A 20,308-nucleotide genomic window follows, 5' to 3' on the forward strand; every position below is an offset into this window, starting at 1 on the left:
TTGAACAGCCATAGGGTTGAAAAAGGGAAGCTGCGCTTTTACCTGCAGCTCTTTCAGTCAAGTTCACCCTCTTATCCGATTATGGCTTCCCTGGACCTGGCACGCCGTTACCTGGCTGGTTTTACATCGGAAAGGACAAGGAAGCTGTCTGATGCTGTCGGACGCTTCAGGGCAGATCTGCAGTCAATCGAAGGGATATCAGTGATGGAAGGATACTATCTGGATCCGTTAAAGGTCACTTTGTGTTCAACCGCCGGTGTTTCAGGATATAAGCTGCAGCAAGCCTTTGAAAGTCAGCATATATATCCTGAGCTGGCCGATCCTCGGAATGTATTATTCATTCTCCCTCTGAATGCTGAATCGATCAAGCGGGAATCCAGCCGTGTCATTGGCGGTATCGCAAGAAGTCTGGAAGGAATGGAACCGGGAGGGGTTACACCTGACCTGAAGGATATCCACCTGCCGGGAACAATCAGCAGACTGGAGCTTTCTTTTCAGGAAATGGAGAAGCGGGAAGTCATTCAGCATGAAGTCTGGGAGAGTGCCGGACAGATTGCCGGAGAATCGATCATCCCGTATCCTCCGGGCATTCCGCTGCTTTTAAAAGGAGAGCGGATCACACAGGAAATCCTTGCCGTCTTGGGGCATTACTTGGAGCTTGGTGCGAGATTCCATGGCGGAGAGGGTCTTTCGGAAAATAAAATTGCTGTGTTCCACAAATTGGCATAACACATACTTGGAGGATTTAATATATGGATCAGGGAATATTCATTACATTCGAGGGACCCGAGGGTGCGGGAAAGACGACCATTCTCAAAATGCTTGGAGAGGACCTGGAGTCTTCCGGCAAAAAAGTCCTGCTGACCCGCGAGCCCGGTGGGATTCCGATTGCAGAGCAAATCAGGAAAGTGATCCTGGATACAGACAATACAAAAATGGATCCCAGGACCGAAGCGTTGCTCTACGCCGCAGCGAGGCGGCAGCATTTAGTTGAAAAAGTCTTTCCGGCGCTGAAAAACGGGTATATTGTATTGTGTGACCGTTTTATTGACAGTTCCCTTGCGTATCAGGGCTATGCACGCGGGCTGGGGATTGAAGAAGTCCGATCCATCAATGAATTTGCCATTGAAGGCATTTGGCCTCATGCCACCTTTTATTTCGACATAGACCCAAGGGCCGGGCTTGAAAGAATTAATTCCAATAATGGCCGTGAAATAAACCGCCTTGACAGTGAAAGCCTGGAGTTCCATCAGAAGGTGAAGGAAGGCTATTTGAAGATTATCAGCCAGGATCCGGAGCGCTTCCAAATCATAGAGGCAGAAAAGGAGCTGGATAATGTGTTCAGACAAACAAAGGATAAGCTGTCTGGTATCGTTAATCGGCACACAAAATTGTAAAAGAAATTCACATATTCTGCAAAATGGGTATAATCAAATAAAAAGGGTGATTTTAAGATGAAGATGATTATTGCAGTAATTCAGGATAAAGACAGCAACCGTCTGCTTAATGCATTGGTGGATCACAATTTTCGTGCAACCAAGCTTGCCACTACTGGGGGCTTTCTAAAATCAGGGAATACAACATTCATGATCGGTACGGATGACATCCGCGTCGAGAAGGCACTCGAGATCATTAAAGAAAACTGCCAGTCCAGGGAGCAGCTTGTAGCACCTGTATCCCCAATGGGCGGAAATGCAGATTCTTATGTACCTTACCCTGTAGAGGTGGAGGTAGGGGGAGCCACTGTCTTTGTACTGCCTGTCGAGCATTTCCGCCAGTTCTAAAACCTGGCGGGATCTTCTTGATCGGCCGCTCGGTCCTTCTGATACTCATCCTTTCGTTACAATGGCTCTTACCTGGGAAGGCTGTCAAAGGCGCTGGTTTAGACCGGCTGTAAGCTGAAAAGGAAGACTGGCAAGGAGGGTTTACCATTAAAATCAACCAAGACTTACATGTGAAATTGGACAAGCTGAGACCCGAACAGAGGAACAGCCTGAGCGGAACCAAAAAGTTTGGGGATATGATTCAAAAACAAGATCAAAAGCTTCAATTGGAAGCATTAAATAAGCTGTTGTCTGAAATTGAAGGTTCTGGCGGAAGACTCCAGCGATCGCGGAATTTTAAGGACCTGGCGCGCTTCAAGAACCTGGTGAAGCGGTTTGTACGTGAGGCCGTTGATTTCGGGATGGAGCTGAACCAGTCAAACAGCTGGGATGCCTACGGCCAGAGCCGGACTTTAAAGACAGTGGAAACAATTGACCAGCTCCTGGTCGAATTGACTGAAGAAGTGATGAATAAAGAAAAGAGTTCCATTGATATATTAGGCAGAATCGGAGAAATTAAAGGACTGCTTATCAATTTATATACCTAACCTTAAGCGAGTGATGCTGAATGATCCGCAAGTGGAGTGAGCTTCAACAGATTCAGCCCCATGTATATAAGATGCTGAAGAACAGCCGTGTTAAAAACCGTGTGGCCCACGCCTATTTATTTGAGGGCGGCAGGGGCACAGGCAAAAAGGAGGCAAGCCTGCTCCTTGCCAAAAGCCTGTTTTGTGAACAGCCGGAGGATGGTGTCTATCCATGTGATGCCTGCCTTTCCTGCAGAAGGATCGAGAGCGGGAACCATCCTGATGTGCATGTTGTGGAGCCTGACGGACTATCAATTAAAAAAGAGCAGATTCAGGCCCTGCAAGGGGAATTTTCAAAAAAGGCTGTAGAATCCAGCCAGAAGGTCTACACCCTGCTCCATGCCGATAAAATGACGGCACAGGCAGCCAACAGCCTCTTGAAATTCCTAGAAGAGCCGCATAAAAATACAACAGCCATACTTGTGACAGAACAGGTCCAAAGAATCCTGCCTACCATCCTTTCAAGATGCCAGGTGGTAACATTCAAACCCTTATCCCCGGATTTATTCAAAGAATCTCTCCTGAATCACGGTGTAAATCAACAGAATGCAGCCATTATTTCAAGGGTTACCCAAAATTTGGAAGAGGGCCTTGCCATGAATTCTGATGATTGGTTTGCACAAGCCCAAAAATTAATGGTAAAATTATATGAAGTGTTAAGAACCAATCCTCTAAAGGCACTTATTTATCTTCAGGAAGAATGGTTTGCTCATTTTAAGGAGAAAGATCAGATAGATAGAGGATTAGACTTATTGTTCCTGATTTATAAAGATTTGTTACATGTTCAATTGGACAAGCGCAATCTGCTGGTTTTCAAGAGTTTAGAAAAGATGCTGGAACAGGATGCGCTGCTTATATCACCTAAACGGCTGGCAGAACAGATGTCAGCCATCCTCGAGGCCAAGAAGAGATTAATGTCCAATACAAATACCCAGTTAATGATGGAACAGCTGGTGTTGAATTTGCAGGAGGGATCCTCAATTGTTTGATGTAGTAGGCGTCCGCTTTAAAAAAGCGGGTAAAATATATTATTTCGATCCTGGTGAGCTTGATATACCAAAGGACGAATTTGTAATCGTAGAAACTGTGCGCGGTGTTGAATTTGGCAAGGTGGTCACAGCGAAGAAGCAGGTAGGAGAAAAAGACGTGGTCCTGCCCCTTAAAAAGGTCCTGCGCATTGCGGATACAAAAGACCGCATGATAGTCGAAGAGAACAAAGCAGCCGCCCAGGAGGCATATGGAACCTGTTGTTCCAAAGTGGAGGAGCATCAGCTTGATATGAAGCTGGTGGATGTGGAATATACCTTTGACCGGAACAAAGTAATCTTTTACTTTACGGCAGATGGCAGAGTCGATTTCAGGGAATTGGTGAAAGACCTGGCATCCATCTTCAGAACAAGGATCGAGCTGCGGCAGATCGGCGTACGGGATGAAGCAAAAATGCTCGGCGGAATCGGTCCATGCGGAAGGATGCTGTGCTGCTCGACATTCCTTGGGGACTTCGAGCCGGTTTCCATTAAGATGGCAAAGGACCAGAATTTATCCCTCAATCCGACCAAGATTTCAGGTTTATGCGGACGGCTTATGTGCTGCCTGAAATATGAGAACGATGAGTATGAATCAGCAAAAGAACAGCTTCCTGATATCGGGGAGATGATCAAGACACCAAATGGCAAGGGCAAGGTAGTAGGGCTCAATATTCTAGAACGCGTACTTCAAATTGAATTGATCGAACAAGAAAAAAGAGTATTAGAATATACTTTAGATGAAATTCTAAAAGAGGGAGCCGTTTCTATACAAGCCACAGATTATTAAGGTGGTGAGTGCGTGGACAAGAAAGAGATTTTTGATTCTGTGAGCAGCATGGAGGAGCAGATTGGTCATTTATATAAACAGCTTGGTGAATTAAAGCTTCATTTGGCAGAAATTCTCGAGGAAAACAATTCATTGAAACTGGAAAATGACCACTTGCGCCGCCATCTGGACCATAGAGCCAAAACAACGGATGTTAAAGAAAAGAATTCAGTAAAGAAAAAACCTTCCGCGCGGTCGAAGGGCGAAAAAATGCTCGATGTAGGAGAAGGATATGATAACCTTGCCCGCCTCTATCAGGAAGGCTTCCATATCTGCAACCTGCATTTTGGCAGCCCCCGAAAAGATGGAGATTGCCTGTTTTGCCTGTCCTTTCTTAATAAAAAATAGTTCCAGGGTCTGGCTTTCGAAAAAAGAAGGCCAGGCCTTTTTTTATAAGGCTGCAAAATAGCCTTAAGAACATAGCAAAAAATCAGGAGGATTATCGTGTATGCTTGAGTTAAAAGGAGATGAGCGGCTGGACTACCTGCTTGCTGAAGATCTGCGGATCATCCAGAGCCCCTCAGTTTTTTCTTTTTCATTAGATGCGGTGCTTTTGGCTAAATTCATCAGAGTGCCCTTTCATAAGGGAAACATTGTGGATTTATGCACTGGCAACGGTGTGATTCCCCTGCTTCTAAGCACGAGGACAAAGGGGAATATCACGGGAGTTGAAATCCAGGAGCGGCTGTATGATATGGCTGTAAGGAGCATTGAGTATAACTCCCTGACATCTTCAATCCAGATTATGCATGGCGACATCCGGGAAATCCCAAAAGAGATCGGTTTTTCCCGCTATGATGCCGTAACCTGCAATCCACCCTATTTCCCTACTCCTTCACAGGAAGAAATCAATAAGAATGAGCATTTTGCCATTGCCAGGCATGAAATTTATTGTACGCTCGAGGATGCGGTGAGAGTCAGCAGCCAGTTATTGAAACAGGGCGGAAAAGCGGCGTTTGTCCATAGGCCGGGACGCCTTCTCGATATCGTTGAACTGATGCGGAAGTACAGGCTTGAGCCCAAAAGGCTGCAGTTCGTCTACCCCAAAGAGGGGAAAGAGGCGAATACCCTTTTAATAGAAGGGATTAAGGATGGCAGCCCCGATTTGAAGATCCTCCCTCCGTTATTTGTTTATGGGAGCAATGGTGAATATACTGCAGAAGTAAAAAGGATATTATATGGAGACAAGTAAGCATTTTTTTTATGTGTTAGAGTGCCGGGATGGAAGTTTTTATGCGGGATATACTAACGCATTGGAAAAAAGGATCAAGGCCCATAATGACGGCAAGGGGGCAAAATACACAAGAGGCCGCGGACCAGTCAGGCTGATTTTCAGCCAGGAGTTTAAGGAAAAGAGCGATGCCTTGAAGCTTGAATATCGATTCAAGCAGCTAAGCCGTCTAAAAAAAGAAACATTTATAAGAGAGGGGGTGGCAGGTTTTGATATGGCAGCAGAAGAGTTTTGAAAAAGAAGGCCTGGAAGGCGCCTTGTACCTTGTGCCTACTCCAATTGGCAACCTGGAGGATATGAGCTTCAGGGCAATCAGAATCATGAAGGAAGCCGATTTGATAGCAGCCGAGGATACGAGAAATACAAAGAAGCTTTGTAATTATTTTGAAATCGATACTCCCATCACAAGCTATCATGAGCATAATAAAGAAAAAAGCGGCCCTATGCTGCTTGAAAAGGTTAAAGAGGGTAAGGTGATTGCGCTGGTAAGTGATGCGGGCATGCCCATCATCTCTGATCCAGGGTTTGACCTTGTAGAAACAGCCCTGGAGAATAGGCTGACCGTTATCCCCCTTCCAGGGGCAAACGCGGCGTTGACTGCACTGGTTGCCTCTGGCCTAATTCCCCAGCCCTTTTATTTCTACGGATTCCTCAGCCGCTCGGCCAAAACCCGTAAGAGTGAATTGGAAGAGCTCAGAAAGTTAACGGCAACATTCATTCTTTATGAGTCGCCGCACCGGCTGCGCGAGACACTGCAAACCATGCTTTCCATTCTTGGGAACAGGAATATTGTATTATGCCGGGAGCTGACAAAGAAGTATGAAGAATTCATAAGGGGAACGATAGAAGAGGCGCTTGTATGGGCAGAAAGCGGTGAGGTGAGGGGAGAATTCTGCGTGATTGTCGAGGGAAATCAACATACTGAAAAAGCACCTCCGGATTGGTGGGAGCCGCTGACCATAACCGAGCATGTTACTTTTTATATAAATAATAAGGATATGACATCCAAGGAAGCCATCAAACAGGCAGCTAAAGACAGAAATCTGCAAAAGCGGGATGTTTATAACGAATTTCATATTAAGGAATAATAAAACCACAATCTTTTAGAAAAGCTGTTTTTTAAAAGATTGTGGTTTCTTATGAGTTCAATGAAGCAATTTCAGTGATAAACAAGGATAATAGTAGCGTAAGGTGGAGACTCCTGTTCCAGCTCCGAGACTTTTACCCTCGAGTCATAAGTCAAGCAGTCCATAGGAAGAAGACCGCTTCCTATGGACTCCTCGCCTTATGCTTGGCTAACGCATAAGTGCGACTAAGCTTCTGTCACAGCAATCGCTCGCCAATCAGCAATTCTTCTTTATCGGGTCTCTGCCTGCCTAACTACTTCAATTTCACAACTTGCAAATGCGAACCATGTGCTTTTGAAGACATTATATTTAGCAGGCACCGTTCTCCGCATTTCCTGATCCAGCTGCGAACTGAGACCCTCGAGTCATAAGCCAATCCGTCTATGGGGAGAAAAGCACTCCCCACAGTCGAATCGACTTATGCTTGTCGGGTCTCTGCCTGCCTAACTACTTCAATTTCACAACTTGCAAATGCGAACCATGTGCTTTTGAAGACATTATATTTAGCAGGCACCGTTCTCCGCATTTCATTGCGGGAGCAGCGGGACAGGTGAGACCCCGCAGGCGAAGCTGAGGAGGCTCACCGCCCGCCCCGCGCAGGTAGAGTGCCTGCAGCGGAAATCATCCTTCATGTCTAACAGCCATAGTAATGCGAAAATATCCTTTAAAAAAACGCGAAAAAAGGCCTGTTTACGGTTCAATACCGTATACAGGCCTCTTTTATCTATATTATTTGGCAGTGCTTAGGCTGTCCTGAATTTCTTTTAGTAATTGCTCTGCACCTTCAGGGCTTAAAACGAGCTTGCCGCCAACCAATGACAGATTGCGGTCAGAAACTTCACCAGTCACCTGGCAAGTCATGTTTGGCTTGTATTTCTTCAAGATGATCTTTTCATCGTCCACGTAAATTTCAAGTGCATCTTTCTCCGCTATTCCAAGTGTACGTCGAAGCTCAATCGGGATAACGACCCTTCCTAATTCATCAACCTTACGAACAATTCCTGTAGATTTCATGTTCATTACTCCTTCTTTTCCCTAAATTTTATACTCGATTTTCTCTATTTATGTATTCGTCATAATTCGACAAATTTTTCATTACCCTTTAATAGTACCAGACATTCCCAAAAACGTCAATTTATTTCCTGTTAACAAAAAAAGGAAATATACTTGAAATAAGAAACCCTTATATATCAAGGGTTATTTATCATTATACAAAAGAAAGATCATTTAGGAAACATGTAAAAGTGGAATTTAATATTTTTGTAATATAGTAAATTGGGATAATAATACTACTATTTACGACAATATTCGACAAAAAATTCGACATTTAAAGATGGATATTGTCGAATAAAGACTTAACCGATGAAATTTTAGCGAGTGGTGGAAGGTAAAAAGTACTATGAAAAAATAATGTATTTGTCATATTAACATTGATTGAAGCTGTACCTTCTTTCCACGAGCTGCAATATAACAAGAGGAGAGTAAAAGCAGAGGAACCAATCATATGAAGAGGTATATTTATATATGGCAAAAGGCTAGACTTATTCCGAGCATACTATGCCTTAAGCTGCAGGCATGTCTGTCAATTCACCATAAAACCATGCGTTCAGCACTATTTACTATTCCAAATAGATACTAACATGTCATAATAGGAAAAGACCCTTTATGAATTAACTATCTGCTATATTACTCTTTATTGGAGGTAAGGAAATGAGAGATAATTTGAATACATTTTATCTGACTACACCCATTTATTACCCAAGCGGTAATCTACATATAGGCCATGCCTATACAACAGTTGCAGGAGATGCAATGGCCCGTTATAAACGGCTGAGAGGCTATGATGTCATGTATCTTACAGGAACAGATGAGCATGGACAGAAAATACAAAGAAAAGCTGCAGAGAAAGGCGTAACTCCCCAGGCGTATGTAGATGAGATTGTGTCAGGTATTAAAGAGCTGTGGCAAAAGCTCGATATTTCATATGATGATTTTATCCGTACAACGGAGGACCGCCATAAAACAGTTGTAGAAAAAATCTTTAAGCAGCTTCTAGATCAAGGTGACATCTATCTGGATCAGTATGAGGGCTGGTATTGTACTCCGTGTGAATCCTTCTTTACTGATCGACAGGTTGAAAACGGTAATTGCCCGGATTGCGGCCGTCCGGTGGAAAAGGTTAAGGAAGAATCCTATTTCTTTAAAATGAGCAAGTATGTAGACAGGCTCCTGAAATATTATGAAGAAAACCCTGACTTCATCCAGCCTGAATCCCGAAAAAATGAGATGATCAATAACTTCATCAAACCAGGACTGGAAGATCTGGCCGTATCACGTACTACCTTCGACTGGGGTGTCAAGGTTCCTGGTGACGCCAAACATGTCATCTATGTCTGGATTGATGCGTTATCCAACTATATTACGGCACTCGGATATGGAACAGAGAATGATTCTAAATACTTGAAATACTGGCCGGCTGATGTACATCTGGTTGGAAAGGAAATCGTCAGATTCCATACCATTTATTGGCCGATCATGCTGATGGCGCTTGATCTCCCGCTGCCTAAGAAGGTTTTTGCACACGGCTGGCTGCTAATGAAAGACGGAAAAATGTCCAAATCAAAAGGAAATGTTGTCGATCCGGTGACTCTCATTGACCGCTACGGCTTGGATGCACTGCGTTATTATCTGCTGAGAGAAGTCCCATTTGGCTCTGACGGTGTTTTCACTCCTGAAGGCTTCGTTGAGAGAATCAATTTTGATCTGGCCAATGATCTTGGCAACCTGTTGAACCGGACAGTGGCCATGATTGAGAAATATTTTGATGGCGTCATACCGGCTTATACAGGTTCGCCTGGTGAATTTGACAAGCAGCTGCTTGAAATGAATCAGACTGCGGTAGAAAAGTATGAAACGGCCATGGAAAATATGGAGTTTTCAGTTGCTCTTTCAACCGTGTGGCAGCTTATCAGCCGAACTAATAAATATATTGATGAAACAGCTCCGTGGACCCTTGCGAAGGATGAGGCTAAACGGGGGGAATTGGCTGGCGTGATGGCTCACTTGGCTGAATCACTCAGAAGGTCAGCTGTCCTATTGCAGCCGTTCTTAACAAAAACGCCGCAAAAGATCTTTGCACAGCTGAATGCCTCAGAAGAAAGCCTGCAATCGTGGGAAAGCCTGGAGAGCTTTGGTATTATACCAGAAGGAACCAAAGTTGCAAAAGGAGATCCCATTTTCCCTAGGCTGGACCTTAATGAAGAAATTGAATATATCCGTAACCAGATGCAGGGAGACTCTCCTAAAGCAGAGGAAGACAAACAGGCTGAGACTGCCCCTGAAACAGAAGAGATCTCAATCGATGATTTCATGAAGGTTGAACTCCGGGTAGCGAGGGTAATCCATGCTGAGCCTGTGAAAAAGGCAGATAAACTGCTGAAGCTGCAGCTCGACCTGGGCTATGAAAAAAGGCAGGTGGTCTCTGGTATCGCCAAGCATTACAAGCCTGAAGAGTTAACAGGGAGAAAGGTAATCTGTGTGACAAATTTAAAACCTGTTACATTACGCGGTGAATTGTCGCAGGGAATGATTTTGGCGGGCGAAAAAGATGGCATTCTGTCACTGGCTACTGTTGGGGAAGAGCTTGAAATTGGTGCCAAAGTTAAATGATTTTTATTTCAAGATAGCAAAAGGAGTGTTTCACGTGAAACACTCCTTTTTATTTTGCCCGTTATATAAGGTTTGAAGGATAGAACATAAAATATAGAATCGTATCGTACTATATAAAAGAAAATCTTCGAAAATGCAAATCATTAGGAAATGAACTATAAAATATGTAGAATAAAGAGAAATTCTCATGGGTCAATTGTAATGTAATTGTTACAAAAATGTGACACATGATTGGCTGGTTATTTTATAAAATAAATGCGAGGGAAGGAAGATTTGATCTATGCTCTTTGATACGCACGTGCATCTGAATGCAGAACAATTCAGCGATGATCTGGAACAAGTGATAGAGAATGCAAAGGCAGCAGGAGTATCAAGAATGGTAGTTGTCGGCTTTGACCGCCCAACCATAATCCGTGCCCTGGAACTGGCTGAACAGTATCCGTTTATTTATGCAGCCGTGGGATGGCACCCTGTGGATGCGATTGACATGACAGACGAGGATCTGACGTGGATTGAGGAGCTTGCCGGCAATCCAAAGGTTGTGGCGATCGGCGAGATGGGGCTTGATTACTACTGGGATAAATCACCTAAGGATATCCAGAAGGAAGTCTTCAGAAAACAGATCCGCCTTGCAAAAAAGGTGAAGCTGCCAATCATTATCCACAATAGGGAAGCGACAGCTGATATTGTAGAAATCTTAAAGGAAGAGGATGCAGGTGAAGTGGGCGGCATTATGCATTGCTTCAGCGGAAGTCCTGAAACTGCAAAAGAATGTATAGAGATGAATTTTTACATATCCCTGGGCGGGCCGGTTACATTCAAAAACGCTAAAAAGCCTAAAGAAGTGGCAGATGCAATTCCCCTCGAAAAGCTGCTGATTGAAACAGACTGCCCGTATCTTGCTCCGCATCCATACCGTGGTAAGCGAAATGAGCCAGCTTATGTGAAGCTGGTAGCAGAGCAGATTGCCGAAATAAAAGGCATCACTTATGAAGAGGTGGCTGAGGCAACTTACAGGAATGCACAGAAATTATTCAGCATAAATTGACATCAAAACTTGTCAGGTTATACCGAGGCTTGTCCTAAATGAACCCAATAACAAAAAGTTCTACAAGTCTTGATGCCTTCATAAGCTGATTGTGTCGATAAGTCATACTTTTCTTTTTGAATAAGAGTAGTCATAATGAAGTTGCCTTCAAACAGCCATGTTTGACAGTCGATCATTACTTCAAAAAAAATCACTGAATAGGAAGGGAGGAGTTTTTCATCGAGATCAGGAATATGAAAAACCTGTTTTCCAAATCTTTTTTTAACAAGCAGACCATCATCATCGCAGCGGCCCTTTTCGTAGCTGCAGCTTCTATCGGTATCATATATCACAGTACAAAGAAGACCGTTGCTGTCACACTTGATGGCAAACGAAAGGTAGTCAAGACGCACGCAGCCACCATAAACGATATGTTGAAAGATTTGGAGATAACTGTTCACGCAGAAGACTCTGTACATCCGAAGGCTAATACAAAAGTCGAGGAAAATTTAAAAATAACCATACAGTCGGCAAAAAAGGTGGATATCATCCAGGATGGTCATAAAAAGACCGTATGGACCACAGCCCGGACAGTGCGGGATTTCCTTAAGCAGGAAAATATAAAGGCAGACAGTAAAGACAAGATTAGCCCATCGCTAAATACCGCAATCATGAACGGCATAGACGTGAATGTACAAAAAGCATTTCCGGTAGCCATAGATATTGCAGGCAAAAAAAGCGAGGTATGGTCAACTTCGACTACGGTCGCTGACTTTTTAGAGCAACGGAACATAAAGCTCAATGATTTAGACCGGATTGAACCAGGATTAAATGAGCATATAAAACCAGGAAAAATGGTAAAAGTTGTAAGAGTGGAAAAAGTCACCGATGTGGTGGAAGAACCAGTGAATTTTGCTGTAGTCACTAAGAAAGACGCAAGCTTAAGGCGCGGCACAGAAAAGATCTTGACGGAAGGCAGGAATGGACTAATATCCAGGCAGTATGAGGTCATCCGCGAAAACGGGAAAGAGAAATCACGCAAGCTCGTCGCACAGAAGACAGTTAAACAAAAAAGAAATAAAATAGTAGCTGTAGGTACGAAAATATTATCGGCCCAGGCCTCTAGGGGCCGCCAGGAACAAGGGCCTTCCGGCGGCAGGGAGATATATGTCAATTCCACTGCTTACACAGCCAGCTGCAGCGGCTGCTCCGGTTTCACATCTACAGGTATTAATTTAAAAAGCAATCCAAACAGCAAAGTCATCGCTGTTGACCCAAGTGTCATCCCCCTTGGTTCAAAAGTATATGTCGAAGGCTATGGATATGCAGTTGCCGCCGATAAAGGCGGAGCGATCAAAGGGTATAAAATTGATGTATTCTTCCCATCAACAGCAGACGCCTACAAATGGGGAGTGCGGAAAATCAAAATAAGAATACTTAACTAAAAACCCGCAGAGGCCCAAAGCCTCTGTTTTTTTTGATATAATACCTAAAGCGAAGTCCGGTGCTTTTCAAATAAGAAAATATTAAAGTCACCATGCAGTACAGATTTAAATGAAAGACAAAATGATGTAGAAAAGCAGCCTTCCGAGAGGCATAAGGCAAGCGGCGGCAAAAGGCGTTCTTTGCCTTTAGCCGGTGATTGACATATGACCAAGGAAGGCAGGACGGAGCTGGCAGGATCTAAAGCGAAGTCCGGTGCTTTTCAAATAAGAAAATATTAAAGTCACCATGCAGTACAGATTTAAATGAAAGATAAAATGATGTAGAAAAGCAGCCTTCCGAGAGGCAAAAGGCAAGCGGCGGCAAAAGGCGTTCTTTGCCTTTAGCCGGTGATTGACATATGCCCGAGGAAGGCAGGACGGAGCTGGCAGGATCTAAAGCGAAGTCCGGTGCTTTTCAAATAAATAAATGTCAAAGGCACAATGTAGTGCGATTCATATAAAAGACAAGACCCGGCAGATAATCGGGCTGAAATTCATAATAATCAGCCAGTTGGACGGGTATAACAATAAAAGTTCATCGCTTTATCATACATTCACTTTCTGGTTAAGCAGCCTTAAAACAAAAGGCCGTGCTTCCAGTATTATTTATATAGACGATTGTACATCTCTTAAGGTTTCAGTCAGATGGAGGGAAAATGAAGATACAAGAAATCATAGTGGTTGAGGGCAAGGACGATACTGTTGCGGTTAAACGGGCGGTAGAAGCAGACACCATTGAAACGAATGGATCGGCCGTAGATGAATCAGTGATAGAACGGATACGGCTTGCGAGGTCCACCCGCGGAGTCATAATATTCACTGATCCTGATTTTCCAGGAGAGAAAATCAGGCATACTATTACAGAGCAGGTGCCTGGATGCAAGCATGCTTTCCTGGAAAAGGCCGAAGCCAGGCCGCGAAACGGCAGGGGAATTGGTGTGGAGCATGCAAGTCCTGAGGCAATCCGGGCGGCATTAAAGGACGCTTATCAGACGAACGTAGAGCATGACCCGGAAATAAGCCAGCAGGATTTATTGGATGCCGGCTTGATGGGAGGCGCAGGAGCAAAAGAGCGGAGAGAGCGGATCGGGAGAATCCTGAAGATTGGATATACAAATGGAAAGCAGCTGCAAAAAAGGCTGCAGATGTTCAGAATCTCAAGGGATGCTTTTTTGGAGGCTTTACAGCGCATGGAACAGGAGGGAAATCATGAATAAAGACATTGCCACACCGATTAGAACCAAGGCTATACTGGAAAAGCACGGATTTTCATTCAAAAAGAGCTTGGGGCAGAACTTTCTGATCGATACAAATATATTGAAGCGGATTGTGGACTTCGCTGGGCTTACCGAAGAGAGCGGAGCAATTGAAATCGGCCCGGGCATAGGGGCACTCACCGAACAGCTGGCCAGGAACAGCAAGAAGGTGCTGGCTTTTGAAATTGACCAAAGGCTTCTTCCTATCCTGGGAGAAACTCTGGAGCCTTATGAAAATGTAGAAATCATTCATCAAGATGTATTAAAGGCAGACCTCGGTGAAGTGATTCAGGAAAAGTTTGAGTCCGCCGCTGATTTAATGGTGGTGGCAAATTTGCCCTACTATGTTACCACTCCGATCATCATGAAAATCCTTGAAGACAGGCTTCCGATCCGGGGCATTGTTGTCATGCTCCAGAAAGAGGTGGCTGACCGTATTTCGGCTAAGCCGGGCACTAAGGAGTATGGTTCATTGTCCATCGCTATCCAGTACTATACAGAAGCTGAGACGGTTCTCATTGTTCCAAAGACGGTTTTTGTGCCGCAGCCTAATGTGGATTCGGCGGTAATCCGCCTTACCATGAGAAAAGAGCCGGCCGTACAGGTCAGCAATGAGGAGTTCTTTTTCACCATCACAAGAGCGAGCTTTGCCCAGCGGCGTAAAACGATCCTGAATAACCTGGTCAGCGGCTTTGATGCTGGAAAAGAAAAGAAGGACTTAATCATCACCGCCCTGTCAGAAGCCGGGATTGACCCTTCTAGAAGGGGCGAAACATTGTCCATTCAGGAGTTTGCCCTGCTTAGCGAGAAACTGCTTCAGTATTTTAAATAATTGGGACGGCCTGCAGCTGCAGGTCTTTTTTCTTTGGAAAAGGAGCGGAGCTGCATGTATCAATGATCTTTCTGGCCTTCCTGCCTGCGTCTTGCTCCGCTCTACCGCTGATTGTGTTTGTTCCTGCTCTTGTCCAGTTCACTCCCATGCATGGGCTGTGAGTAAAAAGATCATGTTTGTTTTTATGGGGAACATTCTGTATCTTCTGTGCGATGTATGGGTTCAACCTGTGTATTTCCCTCACATCTTCCCCGATTCTGCATAGCCTATCAAGAAGCAGAATTAGGTAAATGAGTGGCTGCGGGTGCCGGGATAACACAGGCCAGCCCTCCTAACCATGGGGTGAGGAGTATGAATATAGAAATCAATCAAATTGTAGGACGGAAATCCTTTAATTGCGATATTATGTTCCGCGTTATAGATTTTAAAGAAGACAGCAGCGGAAGGGTTCAGGTTGTTTTATATGGAGAGGATTTCCGGCTGATTGCAGATGCACCCATGAACGATCTTGTCTTGATGGGGCCCAGGGAACAGGATTTGCAGAGGCAGAAAAATGAAGCTCTCCTGGAAAAGTCCTATCAGTTATTTTCCCAGGATTATGAGCTGCTGAGGATGAAGCGGGAGTATGCAGCTACGAGTGAGTACCGTCACACAGGAGGTTACTTTCAGATGCCTGGCAGGGTCCTGCACCTTGATGGAGACCCAGCCTATCTGAAGAAATGCCTGGAGCTATACGAAAAACTGCGCATACCTGTATTTGGGCTGCATTGTAACGAAAAGGAAATGCCCAATAAAATTGTTCCGCTCCTGGAACTATATCGCCCTGATATACTGGTGATCACCGGACATGATTCTTATTCAAAGGCGAAGGGGAAATTCCAGGATATAAATGCCTACAGGCATTCCAGGCATTTTAGTGAGACAGTCCGGGAAGCCCGTAAGAAAATTCCCCATCTCGATCAGCTGGTGATATTTGCAGGAGCGTGCCAATCCCATTTTGAGTCATTGATCGGGGCGGGCGCAAACTTCGCCAGCTCCCCTTCAAGAGTGAATATCCATGCCCTGGACCCCGTCTATATCGTTGCTAAAATAAGCTTCACGCCTTTCATGGACAGAATCAATGTCTGGGAGGTATTGAGAAATACACTTACAGGGGAAAAGGGCCTTGGCGGCATTGAAACAAAAGGAGTACTGCGTACCGGCCTGCCATATAAGCCGGTACAGGAAGAAGAATAAGTGGCTCTCTTTTTAAGCCTCATAAATCAAAGCCCGGAAAGGAAAACATGGATTTTTCCCCGGGCTTTGCTGTGCCTGAACATACAAAATACGGATCCAGTCATATCATTTTTTGAGATGAGACTGCCAGCCGACGGTTCCATCTCAGCAGGGGAACGGCGAGTAAATGAGCCAGTTCGGCTAGTAAATTCTTTCCTTCGGATAGTAAATGGTGAGATCGGATAGTAAAGTCAGAAGTTTGGATAGTAAAATGGGGGGTTCGGCTAGTAAAGGTACCGGTTTGGCGAGTAAGGGGCAATTGACGCGGCCCCGAGACTTCCCTTTCAATAAAAATAAGGTCTTTTGATTAAAAACAGGATGCAGAAGCCAACAAAACATCAGAAAACGAGTGAAAAAGATAGAAGCCAGGGAAAATACCTTTTTAATCAGTATGGCGCTGCCACTAGATTATGGGAGACCTTCGCTGATTGGAATGGAGGATAGAACCAGGCATTAAAATAGGGATTGGGACATCCTCCTCCATTTACACGAACGTGCGCTGTATATGTTTGAGGAGTCTGCGGCTTACTCCGGACGAAGTGGACGAGCAATCCATAATGTAAAGAATCCTGCTGGGATGTATATATATTTCGACATAAAATACGCAGATTAAGAAAATAGATCTTTTATAAAACAGTGTAGATAATGGCATACATATTTTTCGACAAAATGGGTAAAGTAAAAATGTTGGTTTTTGTAATTTATAAAACTTAAAAAACCATTGACAAACAAATTTAAGAATTGATATAATTTATACTTTTGTTTGACTAAAGATAGGGATTTGTGATATACTACACTTAGTGAGGTGGACCTGAATGCCAAAAACTTTAGCTGATATTAAGATTGCCCTGGATTCAAATCTTGGGAAGAGACTTCTACTGAAAGCTAATGGTGGAAGAAGAAAGACGGTTGAGCGATTGGGAACATTAGCAGAGACTTATCCTTCTGTCTTTGTTATCGAGCTTGATCAAGATGAAAATGCATTTGAAAGAGTCTCCTACAGTTATGCAGATGTATTAACAGAAACTGTACAATTAACCTTCTTTGATGAAACAGCAGGAAGCGTGGCTTTAAGCGGGCAGTAAACTTTTGTTTGCTGCTTTTTTTTGTTCCGTTTTTTCGCTGTTGGACATAAGGGTTTATTTCCGTGCCGGTGAGCCTTTTTGACTTCGCCTCCGGGTTCTCATACCTTTCCCTTTTTGTTACCCATATAACCGCCTTAAATGCCTCATAGTATTCTATACCCGGCTTACATTAAAATAGTACATATATCAAAAAGTAATCTTTGTATTTGACTCTTTTCTAAAAGGTTGTGGATTTTAACGAAATCTGAAAGAAGATTTAATTATTAAGCAAGTGGACTTCCGCTTCAGGCGCGCGACTCCTGATCTGGCTGCCAGGCTTCCGACCCTCGAGTCATAAGCCAAGCCAGCCAGGGGAAGAAAGGGCACTTCACCTAGCTGGCTCGTCATATGCAAGGCTTTCGCATAAGTGCGACTAGGCTTCTGTCAAGCTTGCGCCCGCCAATCAGCAAGTCTGCTTTCGCTAACGCATAAGTGCGACTAAGCTTCTGTCTTCGCTTACGCCCGCCAATCAGCAAGTCTGCTTTCGCTAACGCATAAGGGCGACTAAACTTCTGTCTTCGCTTACGCCCGCCAATCAGCAAGTCTGCTTTCGCTAACGCATAAGTGCGACTAAGCTTCTGTCTTCGCTTACGCTCGCCAATCAGCAAGTCTGCTTTATCGGGTCTCTGCCAGCCATAAGATGGACAGTTTTAAACCGATTACCTGCTAAAAAAAGTTTTATTTGGCAGGCACCGCTTTCCGCTTTTCAATGCTGGTTATGAGGCTCACCGCCCGACCTGCGCAGGTGGGGTGCCTCCAGTGGAAATCCACTTTTTAATCAACAGCCACAATGTATGCGTAAACAGCCTTATATTTCTAATAAAACCCGCTGATGAAAAGGATCCATAAAGTCCAGACTATAAATGCCGCATGATCGATAAGGGGGTTTTTTGGATGGGCAGAAGAAACGGTCTGATGTCTGATGCATTCAAGGATGAGCTTGCTAAAGAACTCGGATTTTACGATGTAGTACAGCGCGAGGGCTGGGGCGGCATCCGGGCAAAGGATGCCGGCAATATGGTCAAGCTTGCTGTGGAAATAGCACAGCGCCAAATGCAAAAATAATTCAAAAACACATACCTGCGGCTTATGGAGCCTGCCTGGAAATCACAGCTTTCCAGGCAGGCTTCTTTTTGTAAAAGGCTCATTTTTTGGCGATATTTGCCCAAGGTGTTTGAATGCCCTTGAAAAAAGCTTTAGAATAAGCTTAAATATGTTAAAATGGACAAGAATTTGAGAACGTAAAGTAGGTGAAAATATGAAACTGATGGAGAAGGCACCTGCTAAGATAAATTTGGCTTTAGATGTGCTTTACAAACGTCCAGATGGATATCATGAAGTGGAAATGGTGATGACTACCGTTGACCTGGCAGACAGGCTGGAGCTTGAGGAACTTACCCGCGATGAAATCAGGATTATTTCACACAACAGGTTTGTTCCTGATGACAGCCGCAATCTTGCCTATCAGGCCGCCGCCCTTCTTAAGAGGAGGTACAATGTCCGGACCGGTGTCAGCATAACCATTGAAAAGCACATACCGGTTGCCGCAGGCCTTGCCGGGGGAAGTTCTGATGCTGCAGCAGCATTAAGGGGCTTGAACAGGCTGTGGCAGCTGGGCTTAAACCTGGATGAATTAGCGGGAATAGGTGCAGAAATCGGCTCGGATGTCCCTTTTTGTGTGTATGGAGGCACAGCCCTTGCTTCCGGCCGGGGGGAGGAGATCAAACATCTTCCCGCACCGCCTAAGTGCTGGGTAATCCTGGCCAAGCCTACCATCGGGGTTTCCACTGCTGATGTTTATAGGAGACTCGATGTCTCAAAGGCAGAACATCCCAACGTAAAAGAAATGGTTGCAGCCTTGCATGATTCAAGTTTTTCCGGAGTCTGCCAAAATGTCGGCAATGTACTTGAACAGGTGACTCTTCAGGTTAACCCGGAAGTGGCTCACATCAAAGACCAGATGAGGAGATTTGGGGCGGATGCTGTATTGATGAGCGGAAGCGGACCGACTGTTTTTGGGCTTGTCGAACATGAATCCAGACTGCAGCGGATCTATAACGGCCTGCGGGGTTTTTGTGATCAAGTATATGCAGTCCGCATCCTTGGTGAAAGAAACACGCTTGAATAAAACCGTATATTAATGTTATATTAATTAAAAATATTCGGTTTTAAAACGAGGTGCCGCATTTGAAATTTCGCCGTAGTGACAGACTTGTCGATATGACGCACTACTTGCTCGACCACCCATTCCAGCTTGTTCCCCTTACGTTCTTTGCCGATCGGTACGGCTCAGCCAAATCCTCTATAAGTGAAGATTTAACGATTATAAAGGAAACCTTTGAACAGCGGGGTATCGGACGCCTGGTCACTGTGCCCGGTGCCGCCGGGGGCGTTAAATATATAGTTAACAGCAATATGGATGAAGCAAGGGCATTCATCTCCAGAATGTGTGAGAACATTGCTGATCCTGGCCGTCTGCTGCCGGGAGGATATTTGTTCATGACGGATATCCTTGGTGATCCGCAAATGCTGAAGGGCGCAGGCAGGCTGATCGCCTCTGCCTATGCATATGCTTCAATTGATGTGGTGATGACAGTCGCGACAAAGGGCATACCGATTGCTTATGCCGCGGCAAGCTACCTGAATGTTCCTGTGGTGATTGTCCGAAAGGACAGCAAGGTTACCGAGGGATCGACAGTCAGCATCAATTATGTATCAGGATCTTCCAAGAGGATACAGACCATGGGACTTTCGAAAAGGAGCCTTGCTGAAGGCTCGAAAGTTCTTATTGTGGATGACTTTATGAAAGCCGGGGGTACGATCAATGGGATGATCAGCCTTCTGGAGGAATTCAATGCATCGGTTGCAGGGATTTCCGTGCTCGTGGAGTCGGAAAATGCCGAGAATAGGCTGGTCAACGATTACCTATCGCTGGTGAAGCTGTCCGATGTGGACGTCAAGGATAAAAAGATCACGGTCAAACAGGGCAATTATTTTGATAAGGCGGAGGAAAAATAAT

21 protein-coding genes (1 of these 21 running past the window's edge) are annotated in these 20,308 nt (G+C 44.6%); 20 read left to right on the forward strand and 1 reads right to left on the reverse strand.

All coding sequences use genetic code 11. The annotated features are described in order from the left end of the window. The 10 genes from V1498_RS00170 to rsmI all read left to right on the forward strand — a co-directional run. Nucleotides 1-729, forward strand: partial view of an aminotransferase class I/II-fold pyridoxal phosphate-dependent enzyme gene (locus V1498_RS00170; RefSeq protein WP_409296394.1) — the 3' portion only. It extends 714 nt beyond the left edge of the window; only the last 729 of its 1,443 coding nucleotides appear in the window; the start codon falls outside the window, past its left edge; its stop codon occupies nt 727-729. Between the two features lie 23 nt (nt 730-752). Then, entirely contained in the window at nt 753-1,397 is a 645-nt protein-coding gene (tmk, locus tag V1498_RS00175) for a dTMP kinase (RefSeq protein ID WP_409296395.1), read from the forward strand. A 57-nt stretch (nt 1,398-1,454) separates the two neighbouring features. Then, nucleotides 1,455-1,784, forward strand: coding sequence for a cyclic-di-AMP receptor (locus tag V1498_RS00180; RefSeq protein ID WP_409296396.1), 330 nt, complete (start codon nt 1,455-1,457; stop codon nt 1,782-1,784). Between the two features lie 146 nt (nt 1,785-1,930). Further along, the gene (locus V1498_RS00185; RefSeq protein ID WP_409299068.1) at nt 1,931-2,371 is read left to right on the forward strand and encodes a YaaR family protein; all 441 of its coding nucleotides are present in this window, start codon (nt 1,931-1,933) and stop codon (nt 2,369-2,371) included. Nucleotides 2,372-2,391: 20 nt separating this feature from the next. After that, on the forward strand, nt 2,392-3,399 hold the full coding sequence (gene holB, locus V1498_RS00190; RefSeq protein WP_409296397.1) for a DNA polymerase III subunit delta': 1,008 nt from the start codon (nt 2,392-2,394) through the stop codon (nt 3,397-3,399). Continuing rightward, nucleotides 3,392-4,225 carry a stage 0 sporulation family protein gene (locus V1498_RS00195; protein WP_409290911.1) on the forward strand — a complete coding sequence of 278 codons (834 nt, stop codon included), beginning with the start codon at nt 3,392-3,394 and terminating at the stop codon, nt 4,223-4,225. The genes holB and V1498_RS00195 overlap by 8 nt, the downstream gene beginning before the upstream one ends. A 12-nt stretch (nt 4,226-4,237) precedes the next feature. Continuing rightward, complete coding sequence (gene yabA, locus V1498_RS00200) at nt 4,238-4,612, forward strand: DNA replication initiation control protein YabA (protein WP_409290912.1); 375 nt, start codon at nt 4,238-4,240, stop codon at nt 4,610-4,612. A 100-nt stretch (nt 4,613-4,712) separates the two neighbouring features. Then, nucleotides 4,713-5,456 (forward strand): tRNA1(Val) (adenine(37)-N6)-methyltransferase, encoded by a 744-nt coding sequence (locus V1498_RS00205; RefSeq protein WP_409296398.1) that lies wholly within the window; start codon nt 4,713-4,715, stop codon nt 5,454-5,456. Then, complete coding sequence (locus tag V1498_RS00210) at nt 5,443-5,730, forward strand: GIY-YIG nuclease family protein (RefSeq protein ID WP_409296399.1); 288 nt, start codon at nt 5,443-5,445, stop codon at nt 5,728-5,730. The genes V1498_RS00205 and V1498_RS00210 overlap by 14 nt, the downstream gene beginning before the upstream one ends. Beyond that, a complete protein-coding gene (gene rsmI, locus V1498_RS00215) occupies nt 5,708-6,583 on the forward strand; it encodes a 16S rRNA (cytidine(1402)-2'-O)-methyltransferase (protein ID WP_409299069.1) in 876 nt (291 codons plus the stop codon). The genes V1498_RS00210 and rsmI overlap by 23 nt, the downstream gene beginning before the upstream one ends. Nucleotides 6,584-7,351: 768 nt before the next feature. On the opposite strand, the gene V1498_RS00220 is transcribed toward rsmI, so the two are convergent. Beyond that, nucleotides 7,352-7,642, reverse strand: a complete 291-nt coding sequence (locus V1498_RS00220; RefSeq protein WP_409296400.1) for an AbrB/MazE/SpoVT family DNA-binding domain-containing protein — start codon at nt 7,640-7,642, stop codon at nt 7,352-7,354. A gap of 690 nt (nt 7,643-8,332) precedes the next feature. Here V1498_RS00220 and metG point away from each other — a divergent pair. The 10 genes from metG (at nt 8,333) to purR (ending at nt 20,307) form a co-directional block, all read left to right on the forward strand. After that, nucleotides 8,333-10,291, forward strand: a complete 1,959-nt coding sequence (metG, locus tag V1498_RS00225) for a methionine--tRNA ligase (protein ID WP_409296401.1) — start codon at nt 8,333-8,335, stop codon at nt 10,289-10,291. Nucleotides 10,292-10,571: 280 nt separating this feature from the next. Beyond that, nucleotides 10,572-11,339: a TatD family hydrolase gene (locus tag V1498_RS00230; RefSeq protein ID WP_409296402.1), complete on the forward strand. Its 768-nt coding sequence runs from the start codon at nt 10,572-10,574 to the stop codon at nt 11,337-11,339. A 233-nt stretch (nt 11,340-11,572) separates the two neighbouring features. Next, nucleotides 11,573-12,763 carry a ubiquitin-like domain-containing protein gene (locus tag V1498_RS00235; RefSeq protein WP_409296403.1) on the forward strand — a complete coding sequence of 397 codons (1,191 nt, stop codon included), beginning with the start codon at nt 11,573-11,575 and terminating at the stop codon, nt 12,761-12,763. A gap of 695 nt (nt 12,764-13,458) precedes the next feature. Continuing rightward, nucleotides 13,459-14,019 carry a ribonuclease M5 gene (gene rnmV, locus V1498_RS00240; protein ID WP_409296404.1) on the forward strand — a complete coding sequence of 187 codons (561 nt, stop codon included), beginning with the start codon at nt 13,459-13,461 and terminating at the stop codon, nt 14,017-14,019. Beyond that, on the forward strand, nt 14,012-14,890 hold the full coding sequence (rsmA, locus tag V1498_RS00245; RefSeq protein ID WP_409296405.1) for a 16S rRNA (adenine(1518)-N(6)/adenine(1519)-N(6))-dimethyltransferase RsmA: 879 nt from the start codon (nt 14,012-14,014) through the stop codon (nt 14,888-14,890). The genes rnmV and rsmA overlap by 8 nt, the downstream gene beginning before the upstream one ends. A gap of 351 nt (nt 14,891-15,241) precedes the next feature. After that, nucleotides 15,242-16,126, forward strand: coding sequence for a sporulation peptidase YabG (gene yabG, locus V1498_RS00250; RefSeq protein ID WP_409296406.1), 885 nt, complete (start codon nt 15,242-15,244; stop codon nt 16,124-16,126). Nucleotides 16,127-16,980: 854 nt separating this feature from the next. Continuing rightward, nucleotides 16,981-17,250: a biofilm formation stimulator Veg gene (veg, locus tag V1498_RS00255; RefSeq protein ID WP_101640702.1), complete on the forward strand. Its 270-nt coding sequence runs from the start codon at nt 16,981-16,983 to the stop codon at nt 17,248-17,250. 933 nt (nt 17,251-18,183) lie between these two features. Then, nucleotides 18,184-18,354 (forward strand): protein sspF, encoded by a 171-nt coding sequence (locus V1498_RS00260; RefSeq protein ID WP_409296407.1) that lies wholly within the window; start codon nt 18,184-18,186, stop codon nt 18,352-18,354. Nucleotides 18,355-18,547: 193 nt separating this feature from the next. After that, nucleotides 18,548-19,417, forward strand: coding sequence for a 4-(cytidine 5'-diphospho)-2-C-methyl-D-erythritol kinase (gene ispE, locus V1498_RS00265; protein ID WP_409296408.1), 870 nt, complete (start codon nt 18,548-18,550; stop codon nt 19,415-19,417). Nucleotides 19,418-19,476: 59 nt separating this feature from the next. Beyond that, nucleotides 19,477-20,307 (forward strand): pur operon repressor, encoded by an 831-nt coding sequence (gene purR, locus V1498_RS00270; RefSeq protein WP_409296409.1) that lies wholly within the window; start codon nt 19,477-19,479, stop codon nt 20,305-20,307. Nucleotide 20,308: the final 1 nt, after the last annotated feature.

The sequence above is a fragment of the Paraperibacillus marinus genome (genome assembly GCF_046237605.1).
In the GTDB taxonomy this organism is placed as follows: Bacteria; Bacillota; Bacilli; order Bacillales; family DSM-1321; genus Paraperibacillus; species Paraperibacillus marinus.

Excerpts from the sequence above, each read along its gene's own strand:
- V1498_RS00220 (WP_409296400.1), bottom strand. The coding sequence starts at position 7,642 with ATGAACATGAAATCTACAGGAATTGTTCGTAAGGTTGATGAATTAGGA.
- ispE (WP_409296408.1), top strand. The coding sequence starts at position 18,548 with ATGAAACTGATGGAGAAGGCACCTGCTAAGATAAATTTGGCTTTAGAT.
- V1498_RS00210 (WP_409296399.1), top strand. The coding sequence starts at position 5,443 with ATGGAGACAAGTAAGCATTTTTTTTATGTGTTAGAGTGCCGGGATGGA.
- V1498_RS00235 (WP_409296403.1), top strand. The coding sequence starts at position 11,573 with ATGAAAAACCTGTTTTCCAAATCTTTTTTTAACAAGCAGACCATCATC.
- V1498_RS00260 (WP_409296407.1), top strand. The coding sequence starts at position 18,184 with ATGGGCAGAAGAAACGGTCTGATGTCTGATGCATTCAAGGATGAGCTT.
- yabG (WP_409296406.1), top strand. The coding sequence starts at position 15,242 with ATGAATATAGAAATCAATCAAATTGTAGGACGGAAATCCTTTAATTGC.
- holB (WP_409296397.1), top strand. The coding sequence starts at position 2,392 with ATGATCCGCAAGTGGAGTGAGCTTCAACAGATTCAGCCCCATGTATAT.
- V1498_RS00205 (WP_409296398.1), top strand. The coding sequence starts at position 4,713 with ATGCTTGAGTTAAAAGGAGATGAGCGGCTGGACTACCTGCTTGCTGAA.
- metG (WP_409296401.1), top strand. The coding sequence starts at position 8,333 with ATGAGAGATAATTTGAATACATTTTATCTGACTACACCCATTTATTAC.
- tmk (WP_409296395.1), top strand. The coding sequence starts at position 753 with ATGGATCAGGGAATATTCATTACATTCGAGGGACCCGAGGGTGCGGGA.
- V1498_RS00180 (WP_409296396.1), top strand. The coding sequence starts at position 1,455 with ATGAAGATGATTATTGCAGTAATTCAGGATAAAGACAGCAACCGTCTG.
- rnmV (WP_409296404.1), top strand. The coding sequence starts at position 13,459 with ATGAAGATACAAGAAATCATAGTGGTTGAGGGCAAGGACGATACTGTT.
- rsmA (WP_409296405.1), top strand. The coding sequence starts at position 14,012 with ATGAATAAAGACATTGCCACACCGATTAGAACCAAGGCTATACTGGAA.
- veg (WP_101640702.1), top strand. The coding sequence starts at position 16,981 with ATGCCAAAAACTTTAGCTGATATTAAGATTGCCCTGGATTCAAATCTT.
- V1498_RS00230 (WP_409296402.1), top strand. The coding sequence starts at position 10,572 with ATGCTCTTTGATACGCACGTGCATCTGAATGCAGAACAATTCAGCGAT.